12 protein-coding genes and 1 pseudogene are annotated in these 9401 nt (G+C 44.3%); all 13 read left to right on the forward strand.

Annotation, left to right across the window (positions count from 1 at the left end; genetic code table 11):
- A pseudogene (locus Q0369_RS00945) lies at positions 1 to 275 on the forward strand (biotin--[acetyl-CoA-carboxylase] ligase); the annotation flags it as partial.
- Positions 272 to 1063 carry an AAA family ATPase gene (locus Q0369_RS00950; protein ID WP_177389424.1) on the forward strand — a complete coding sequence of 264 codons (792 nt, stop codon included), beginning with the start codon at positions 272 to 274 and terminating at the stop codon, positions 1061 to 1063. The pseudogene Q0369_RS00945 and the gene Q0369_RS00950, both read left to right, overlap by 4 nt.
- Positions 1051 to 1914, forward strand: a complete 864-nt coding sequence (locus tag Q0369_RS00955; protein ID WP_177389423.1) for a ParB/RepB/Spo0J family partition protein — start codon at positions 1051 to 1053, stop codon at positions 1912 to 1914. The genes Q0369_RS00950 and Q0369_RS00955 overlap by 13 nt, the downstream gene beginning before the upstream one ends.
- 74 nt (positions 1915 to 1988) lie before the next feature.
- Complete coding sequence (locus Q0369_RS00960) at positions 1989 to 2411, forward strand: F0F1 ATP synthase subunit B' (RefSeq protein ID WP_297894462.1); 423 nt, start codon at positions 1989 to 1991, stop codon at positions 2409 to 2411.
- 10 nt (positions 2412 to 2421) lie between these two features.
- Positions 2422 to 2937: a F0F1 ATP synthase subunit B gene (locus Q0369_RS00965; RefSeq protein ID WP_298094752.1), complete on the forward strand. Its 516-nt coding sequence runs from the start codon at positions 2422 to 2424 to the stop codon at positions 2935 to 2937.
- The gene (locus Q0369_RS00970; RefSeq protein WP_297881233.1) at positions 2937 to 3467 is read left to right on the forward strand and encodes a F0F1 ATP synthase subunit delta; all 531 of its coding nucleotides are present in this window, start codon (positions 2937 to 2939) and stop codon (positions 3465 to 3467) included. The genes Q0369_RS00965 and Q0369_RS00970 overlap by 1 nt, the downstream gene beginning before the upstream one ends.
- A gap of 11 nt (positions 3468 to 3478) precedes the next feature.
- Complete coding sequence (atpA, locus tag Q0369_RS00975) at positions 3479 to 4993, forward strand: F0F1 ATP synthase subunit alpha (protein ID WP_298094755.1); 1515 nt, start codon at positions 3479 to 3481, stop codon at positions 4991 to 4993.
- Between the two features lie 12 nt (positions 4994 to 5005).
- Positions 5006 to 5914 carry an ATP synthase F1 subunit gamma gene (gene atpG / locus Q0369_RS00980; RefSeq protein WP_298094758.1) on the forward strand — a complete coding sequence of 303 codons (909 nt, stop codon included), beginning with the start codon at positions 5006 to 5008 and terminating at the stop codon, positions 5912 to 5914.
- Between the two features lie 11 nt (positions 5915 to 5925).
- Positions 5926 to 7323, forward strand: a complete 1398-nt coding sequence (atpD, locus tag Q0369_RS00985; protein ID WP_295151010.1) for a F0F1 ATP synthase subunit beta — start codon at positions 5926 to 5928, stop codon at positions 7321 to 7323.
- A 10-nt stretch (positions 7324 to 7333) separates the two neighbouring features.
- The gene (gene atpC / locus Q0369_RS00990) at positions 7334 to 7738 is read left to right on the forward strand and encodes an ATP synthase F1 subunit epsilon (protein WP_291938303.1); all 405 of its coding nucleotides are present in this window, start codon (positions 7334 to 7336) and stop codon (positions 7736 to 7738) included.
- A 2-nt stretch (positions 7739 to 7740) separates the two neighbouring features.
- Positions 7741 to 8316 carry a MotA/TolQ/ExbB proton channel family protein gene (locus Q0369_RS00995; protein WP_177389416.1) on the forward strand — a complete coding sequence of 192 codons (576 nt, stop codon included), beginning with the start codon at positions 7741 to 7743 and terminating at the stop codon, positions 8314 to 8316.
- A complete protein-coding gene (locus Q0369_RS01000; RefSeq protein WP_005869629.1) occupies positions 8316 to 8714 on the forward strand; it encodes a biopolymer transporter ExbD in 399 nt (132 codons plus the stop codon). The genes Q0369_RS00995 and Q0369_RS01000 overlap by 1 nt, the downstream gene beginning before the upstream one ends.
- Positions 8707 to 9401, forward strand: a 695-nt coding sequence (locus Q0369_RS01005) for a hypothetical protein (protein WP_298094762.1), incomplete at its 3' end; no start/stop codon positions are given. The genes Q0369_RS01000 and Q0369_RS01005, both read left to right, overlap by 8 nt.

A 9401-nucleotide genomic window follows, 5' to 3' on the forward strand; every position in this document is an offset into this window, starting at 1 on the left:
TCTGCGGCATCGGCATGAACCTACTCGGCGCGCCCGAATATGCGGGAATTTTAGATATAAAAATCAGCGCAAAAGACGCTATAGAGGGCTTTTTTGCGCTATATGAAAATAAAATCTCGTGGAAGCAAATTTTTAGAAATTTTTCGTTACAATTCCAAAAATCGCAAAAATTTAGCGTTCATCTAGGCGGCGAAAAAATTTCACTCGCGCAGGCTAAACTTTGCGAAGACGGATCGATCATAATAAACGAAGAAAGGGTTTATGCTTTAAGATGAGTGAAGTAATTACGATAGCAAATCAAAAAGGCGGCGTCGGCAAGACGACGACCGCGGTTAATCTCGCTGCGTCGCTAGCGATAAAGAAAAAGCGGGTCCTACTGATCGACGTAGACCCTCAGGCGAACGCTACGACTGGGCTTGGCTTTAACCGCAGCGACTTTGAATTTAACATTTATCACGTCCTAACGGGGCGTAAGAGCATGTCCGAAGTGATCCAAAAGACCGAACTTGAGTTCATGGATCTAGTACCGTCAAATATCGGACTTGTAGGCATCGAGCGCGAAGTAAGTGAAGAGAAAGACTTCAAACTAATGCTAAAAAATAAAATTTCCGAGGTTAAGGATAGATACGATTTCATCATCATCGATTCGCCGCCGACGCTCGGTAGCATTACGGTAAATGCCTTGGTCGCAAGTGATAGCGTCATCATCCCGATTCAGTGCGAATTCTATGCACTTGAAGGCGTCGCGCTGATCCTAAATACCGTAAAAGTCGTCAAGCAAACGCTCAATAAAAATTTAAAAATTCGCGGATTTTTGCCTACGATGTACAGCTTGCAAAACAATCTAGCCAAAGAAACGGTCGCGAATTTACGCGAGTATTTTGATGATAAGCTCTTTCGTATCGGCAAGAGTGATGATCTAGTCATCATCCCGCGCAATATTAAGCTAGCCGAAAGCCCAAGTTTTGGCAAGCCGGTGGTTTTATACGATATAAAATCTGCTGGCTCCATTGCCTATCAAGACCTCGCTAAATCCATAATGGAGCAAAAATGGGCAAGGTAAAAAGAGCACTCGGTCGCGGGCTCGGTGCGATTTTAGACGACGTAGAAAGCTCCTATAACAGGGAGCTAGAAAGCGGAAATGCCGATAGCTTAGTTATCGAAATCGATGTCGATAAAATCGAGCCAAATCCATATCAACCGCGGCAGAGCTTCGATGAAGAAGCGCTTAGGCAGCTGAGCGAAAGCATCGCCCGTCACGGGCTTATTCAGCCTATCATCGTTATTCAAAAAGATGATTCTTACGTCCTTATCGCCGGCGAGCGGCGCCTAAGAGCGACGAAGCTTTTGGGCGAGAGTAAAATCAAAGCCGTAGTCGCGGACATAAAATCTCAAAATTTAAGAGAGCTTGCCCTCATCGAAAATATCCAGCGCGAGGATCTAAATCCTATCGAGCTTGCTAAGTCCTATAAAGAGCTCATCGGCGAATATAGGATCACGCAAGAGGAGTTAGCCGACATCATCAAAAAGTCCCGCACGCAGATTACCAACACGCTAAGACTTTTAAATTTATGCTCCGAAGTGCAAGACGCCATAAGCGCAGATAAAATTTCGCAAGGGCACGCCAAGATAATGGTTGGACTTGAAAAAGAGGATCAAATTTTAGCTCTAAACACCATTTTAGGACAGCGCCTAAGCGTAAGAGATACCGAAAATTTAGTAAAAAAGCTCAAAGATAAAACCGTTCCGAAAGAGAAAAAGTCCGGTGCGGAATTTCAAAGCTTCAAGCCCGAGCTTTTAAAGCTAAAGGCCAAGCTTGATCAATTTGGTAAAATAAGTATCAAAGAGCGTAAAATTTCGATCGAATTTAGCGAAATTTTACAAATTTCCGAGTTTTTAAAGAAAATCGGATGATTTTTTATAGTGTATTTTAATTTTTCATATTGTAAAATACGCGTTTTGTTTAAAACTAACCTGGAGGAGGTGCGATGCTAGACGTAAGTTTGACCGCCATGATAACGACCATCGTCGTATTTTTAGCTTTGATTTACTTCTTAAATATCAAGCTTTATAGACCGCTACTTTTGCATATGGAAAAGCGAGAAGCTATTATTAAAGAGGATGAGGCAAATGCGATGAAAAACGCACAGGATGCAGATGCCGATAAAGCAGAGATCGTAAGGATCATGGATGCTGCGAAGTTGCAAGCTGTTAAAATAAAGCAAGAGGCGATGGATAGTGCGAAGCAGGCTGCCGCTAGAGAAATAGCCGAGAAAAAAGCCGCGATGGAGGAGGATTTTGATCAATTCTTAGGCGGTTTGGATGAGCAAAAGCGCAACCTAAAAAATGATTTGCAAGCCAAAATTCCGGAATTTAAAAATGCTCTAAGTAGCGCTGTGGCTAAAGTATGAGGATTTCAGTATGAAAAAATATCTATTTTTATTTATAATTCCCGCGCTTGTTTTAGCAAGCGGTGGGCACGATGGAGTCAAAGACTACGACGTGCTGTGGCGAAGCATAAATTTCATTTTGTTTTTCGGAATTTTGTTTTATCTTTTAAAAGGTCCCGCAAAAGCAGCATATCAAGGTAGAATCAACGGCATCGCATCTAGACTTGAGGCTAATCAAAAAATTTTAAAAGAGTCTGCAGCTCACAAAGAGCAAGCTAAAAAAGATCTGCAAGATGCTAAGGTTCAAGGCGCAGCTTTAATCGAAACCGCTAAAAAAGAGATTGTGTTCGCTGCCGAAAAGATAAAAAATGCGACCGAGCAAGAGATTGCGAATTTGCAAAAATCTTTCGACGAGCAGAAGAGCTTTGAGGCGCGCAAGATCAAAAAAGAGGTCGTAAGCAAGATACTGGATGACGTTTTTGCATCGGATGACATTAAATTCGGTCAAGACAAACTGGTCAAAATCGTAGAGAAAAAGGTCGGATGATGATAAATAACACCTCAAAAAGATATGTAAACGCCCTGATACTGAGCTATAAAAAAGATGAACTAGGCTCTGTTTTGCAGACGCTCGAGAGCGTCGCGAGCGCATTTAGAATTCCAAAATTCCAAGATATTGTGAAATCTCCGACGCTAAAAGAGGAATCCAAAGTGGAACTTATTGCGTCGTTTATAAAAAATCCAAGCGAAAAAATCGTAAATTTTATTAAACTTTTAGCTAAAAATAGGCGTATTGCGCTAATTCCACAGATAGTCGAGGAACTGCGCAAGAATATTGCGGCGCTGGATAATAAATACTTAGGTAAAATTTATTCCGCTACCGAAATAGACGCCGCAAAAATAAAAGAGCTAGAGGCTAAAATTTCAAAGAAATTTAATGCAGATATTACTCTGCAACCCGTTAAAAGCGAGCTTGAAGGCATTAAGATCGAAGTCGAGGATCTTGGATTTGAGATTAGTTTTTCAGTTGATAGATTGAAACAAAAAATGAGCGAATATATTTTAAAAGCAATTTAAAGGAGTAAAGCGTGGGTGCGAAAATTAAGGCAGACGAAATTAGCAGCATAATCAAAGAGCGAATCGAAAATTTCGATCTTAGCGTTGATATCGAAGAAACCGGTAAGGTCATTTCGGTCGCAGACGGCGTTGCTAATGTTTACGGCTTAAAAAACGTAATGGCTAACGAGATGGTCGAATTCGAAAACGGAGCTCGTGGTATCGCGTTAAATTTAGAGGAGAGCAGTGTCGGCATCGTTATTTTAGGCGATACTAGTGGTATTAACGAGGGAAGCAGCGTAAAAAGACTGGGCAAGCTGCTTCGCGTGCCGGTGGGCGATGCTATGATTGGACGCGTGGTAAACGCTCTAGGCGAGCCGATCGACGGCAAAGGCGCGATAGAGACCAGCGATACTAGATTCGTCGAGGAAAAGGCCAAAGGCATCATGGCTCGCAAATCCGTCCATGAGCCGCTTCAGACCGGCCTTAAGGCGATTGACGCGCTAGTGCCGATCGGCCGCGGACAGCGCGAGCTCATCATTGGCGACCGCCAAACAGGAAAAACCACCGTTGCTGTTGATACCATCATCAATCAAAAGGGCCAGGATGTCATTTGCATATACGTAGCAATCGGCCAGAAGCAATCTACCGTCGCACAAGTCGTTAAAAAGCTTGAAGAATACGGCGCGATGGATTATACGATCGTAGTTGCGGCGGGTGCTAGCGAGGCGGCTGCGCTTCAGTATTTGGCACCGTATTCGGGCTGCACCATGGGTGAGTATTTCAGAGATAACTCCCGCCACGCGCTTATCATCTACGATGATCTTAGCAAGCATGCGGTCGCATATCGCGAGATGTCGCTTATCTTGCGCCGTCCGCCGGGACGTGAGGCGTATCCTGGCGATGTATTCTACCTACACTCTCGTTTGCTTGAGCGCGCTAGCAAACTAAGCGATGCACTCGGTGCAGGCAGCCTAACGGCGCTTCCTATTATCGAGACGCAAGCAGGTGATGTTTCGGCATATATCCCTACAAATGTCATCTCTATCACTGACGGTCAAATTTTCCTAGAATCTGGTCTATTTAACTCTGGAATTCGTCCTGCGATCAATGTGGGTCTTTCAGTTAGCCGCGTCGGTGGTTCCGCGCAGATTAAAGCGATCAAAAAGGTCTCGGGAACCTTACGCCTAGATCTTGCCCAGTATCGCGAACTTCAGGCATTTGCACAGTTTGCGAGCGATCTGGACGAGAGCAGTCGTAAGCAGCTGGATCGCGGACAAAGAATGGTCGAAATTTTAAAACAGCCTCCTTATTCGCCGCTTCCGGTCGAAAATCAAGTGGTCATCATCTTTGCAGGAAGCCGCGGATTTTTAGACGACGTGCCTACGAGCTCTATTGGCAAATTTGAAGCTGAGCTATATCCATATATCGAGGCGAAATACCCTGAAATTTTTGAAGAGATCAGAAGCAAAAAGACCATCGAGAAGGATTTGGAAGAAAATTTAATCAAGGCTCTAAATGACTTTAAAGCGACCTTTGCCGCTTAAGAAGGCTAAATTATGGCAAATTTAAAGGATATAAAACTTCAAATCAAAAGCGTCAGAAATACGGAGAAGACTACCAAAGCTATGAAGCTGGTCTCCAACGTTAAGCTTAAAAACACAAAAGAAGCGGCGATGCGCTCGCGAGCTTATGCGGTGAAGATTAACGAGGTCTTGGGTGAAATTTCTGCGCGCGTTAAAAATTACGTAGGCAATAATTCGGGCAACGACGAAAAACTTAGAATTTTTGATACCACGCGGGAAGTAAAGGTGGTTGATCTGCTGTTTATCACCGCAGATAAAGGACTTTGCGGCGGTTTTAATATCAATACCATCAAAAAGATCAAAGCTTTGATCGAGGAGCTTAAAGCTAAAAAGATCAAGGTTCGCCTTCGCGCCGTCGGCAAAAAGGGGATAGAGTATTTTGATTTTCAAGGCATTGAGCTTTTGGAGCGATATATCGGCGTGAGCTCATCTCCATCGTCCGAGAAAGCTAACGAGATCGTCCAAGCCGCAGTTAAGGATTTTAACGAAGGTAAAACTGACGAAGTTATACTTATCCATAACGGCTATTTGAATATGATTACCCAAGAGATGCGGGTAAATACGTTGGTGCCGATCGGTGAGCCTGCAATTAGTGAGGATACTTTAAAAACATCTACATTGGAAGTAGAGGTTGAAAGCCCTGAGGACGAAGAAACATTGATGTTAAATTTAATCCAGAGCTATCTAAGCTACAGCATGTATTATGCGCTTATTGACTCTTTGGCGGCGGAGCATTGCTCGAGAATGAACGCTATGGAGAATGCGACAAACAACGCTAAGGAGCGCGTATCGCAGTTAAATTTAGCATATAACAAAGCCAGACAAGGCTCTATCACGACTGAGCTTATCGAGATCATAAGCGGCGTCGAATCAATGAAATGAAAGGAAAATGGATGAAAGGAATAATTTCTCAGGTAATGGGTCCCGTGGTCGATGTCGATTTCAAGGACTACTTACCAAAGATTAATGAAGCTATCGAAGTTAAATTTGACGTCGAAGGCGCTCATCGCAGGCTGATCCTAGAGGTAGCCGCGCACCTTGGAGACAATCGCGTCCGCACGATCGCTATGGATATGAGCGATGGACTTAGGCGAGGGCTTGAGGCTACGGCTCTTGGCGCGCCTATTACGGTGCCTGTGGGCGAGAAGGTTTTGGGCAGAATTTTTAACGTCACAGGCGATCTGATCGACGAAGGCGAGGATGAAAAATTTGAAACCCGCTGGTCTATTCACAGAGATCCGCCTAGCTTTGAAAATCAAAGCACGAAGAGTGAAATTTTTGAAACCGGCATTAAGGTAGTCGATCTGCTAGCCCCTTACGCAAAGGGCGGCAAGGTAGGATTATTCGGCGGTGCTGGCGTCGGCAAGACCGTCATCATCATGGAGCTGATTCACAACGTCGCTTTCAAACACAGCGGTTACTCCGTATTTGCGGGCGTTGGCGAGCGAACGAGAGAGGGAAACGACCTTTATAACGAGATGAAAGAATCGGGCGTTTTGGATAAAGTCGCCTTGACCTACGGTCAGATGAATGAGCCGCCGGGGGCGAGAAATCGCATTGCGCTAACCGGTCTTACGATGGCCGAGTATTTCCGCGACGAGCTAGGACTTGACGTTTTGATGTTTATCGATAATATCTTCCGTTTCTCGCAGTCGGGCTCAGAGATGTCCGCGCTTTTAGGACGAATTCCGTCCGCGGTCGGTTATCAGCCTACGCTTGCTAGCGAAATGGGTAAATTACAAGAGCGCATTACTTCTACTAAGAAGGGTTCTATCACCTCCGTTCAGGCCGTTTACGTACCCGCGGACGACCTTACTGACCCTGCGCCGGCGACCGTTTTCGCGCACCTTGATGCGACGACCGTTTTAAACAGAGCGATTGCTGAAAAAGGAATTTATCCTGCCGTCGATCCGCTTGATTCGACCTCAAGAATGCTCGATCCGCAAATCATCGGCGAGGAGCATTACAAGGTCGCTCGCGGCGTCCAAGCGGTGCTTCAGAAATATAAAGATTTGCAAGACATTATCGCGATTTTGGGTATGGACGAGCTTAGCGAAGAGGATAAGCTCGTAGTCGAGCGCGCTAGAAAGATCGAGCGCTATCTATCTCAGCCGTTTTTCGTAGCCGAGGTATTTACCGGAAGTCCGGGCAAATATATCTCGCTAGAGGAAACTATCGCTGGCTTTAAGGGAATTTTAGAGGGTAAATACGACGATCTGCCGGAGAATGCCTTTTACATGGTAGGAAACATCGACGAGGTAGTAGCAAAAGCTGAAAAGATGAAAGCATAGGAATTTTAAGATGAAAGAATTTTTGCTTTTAGATATCGTTACGCCCGAAGGGATGGTCTTTTCGGGCGAAGTCAAATCCGTCCAACTCCCCGGCATTACTGGCGAAATGGGTATTTTGCCAGGGCATGCGAGCTTGCTAACGGGACTTAAAGACAAAAGCGAAGGTGGAGTCGTTGAGATCGTAGATAAAGATGGCAAAAAGCAGCTCGTTTTGGTAAACGATGGATTTTTGGAAGTTACCGAAGAAAAAACTACTATCCTAGCCACTCAAGCCGTAGCTATCGGAGGTGATAGCGAAAGCGCCGTAGCGAAGTCTTTGCAGCGCGCCAAAGATATGCTTGCGTCCATTAGCTCCGATGCGGCAAATTCCGCAGCAATCATGGCTAGAGTAGACGAATTCGCAAGGCAAAGTTAAATATGCTAGATCTAATTTTAAGTTATTTTACGAGAAGTACGTTTATTACGATATTCGTGCTTTCTTGGTTATCCATCTATTTTATCGTCACTTTTACGATTTTGATCTCCAGATTTGTAGGGCTTAGTGCGTGGCAACACCGCGAAGCAAAGGCGCTCGAATCCTTGCTGATGGGTGGTAGAATTTCGCTTTCGGGCTCTATTTTTCAAAAAGTAAATACCGATAAAATTTCAAAAGAAGCCCTGGAAATTTATAAAGGCAAAGCCGAACGTGACTCCACTAGCGGACTTACTTGGCTATCTATCGTCGCCTCCACTTCGCCGTTTATCGGGCTATTTGGTACGGTCGTTAGCATACTTCACACATTTTCCAAGCTTGGCGGCGGAAATTCCGGCATCGATACTATTGCTCCTGCGATCAGTGAGGCGCTAGTTGCCACAGGATGTGGAATTTTTGTAGCGATCCCCGCATACACCTTCAGCTTACTTATAAAACGCAAAGCATACGAAGTTATGAGCATTATAAATCGTACAGCGGATATTTTGCTATTTAAAGCAAATACTGGAAAAGCTATTTAATGTATAATTTCGACGAAAATCCAGAGTTAAATATCACTCCGCTCGTCGATATTATGCTTGTTTTGCTAGCGATTTTAATGGTCGCGCAAACGGCGATTATCTACGATGAAAAGATCGAACTACCTAGTGGCTCAAAAGCACAGGTTTCGGAAAATACCGCGGAATTCTTGCTTGTGCGTATCGGCGAAGATCGCAAGGTTTATATCGACAAAAGCTCGATGAGCCTAGCTGAATTCCCGGATAATCTCGTGCTGCTTAAAGGCACTGGCAAGTATAGCTTGGAAAAACCCGTCTATATCCAAGCCGATAAGAGACTCGTTTATGACGATGTAATGTTTGTCTTAAAGAGCTTAAAACAAGCGGGTTTTACTAAAGTCGCGCTTCAAACAAATGGCTAATTATTCAAATTTTACGGGGGTTAAATACGATAATTTTAAATCGTTTTTAATCGCCCTTTTTGCCTATCTGCTGGTGATTTTCGTTCTTTTATATCAAATTTCAAAGCCGCAGGAAAAATTTAAAAAATATACCGACAATCCCAACGATTATATGGATGTTACTTTTGATTTCGAAATAGATGATAAACTTCCGTCCGCGCCTGAAATCGCTAAAGAAACGAAGCAGGGCGAGTTTGAAAATAAGAATATTAAGGACGTGCCGGAGGATAAAATTAAGACTACGGCGCAAGTAGTTCCGCCGCCTCCGGTGCAGGCAAAGCCGAAAGAGCCCGAAAAGCCGAAGGAAGAGCCAAAACCGGAACCTAAAAAGGACGAGCCTAAAGCTGAGCCCAAAAAAGAGGAGCCCAAGCCTGAGCCTAAGTTGGAAGATAAACCTTCCGAAAAAGTAGTAGAGAAAAAAGAGGAAACTAAGCCGGAGCCAAAAAAAGAGGAAAAACCGAGCTTGAGCGATCTTTTTAACGGCGTTAATATACCAAAAGTAGAGGAAAGCGCCAAGGCTAGCGATGCGGTTCAGAGCAATAAAAAATCCGATAAAGAAACCGCCACCTCTAGTGCTAAGGATAAAGCGGCATCTAAAAATGCTGTCGTCAAATCCGATAAGCTTGGCGGCAGGACGCAAAGGACGGG

It is taken from the genome of uncultured Campylobacter sp., assembly GCF_938030685.1.
Lineage (GTDB): Bacteria > Campylobacterota > Campylobacteria > Campylobacterales > Campylobacteraceae > Campylobacter_B.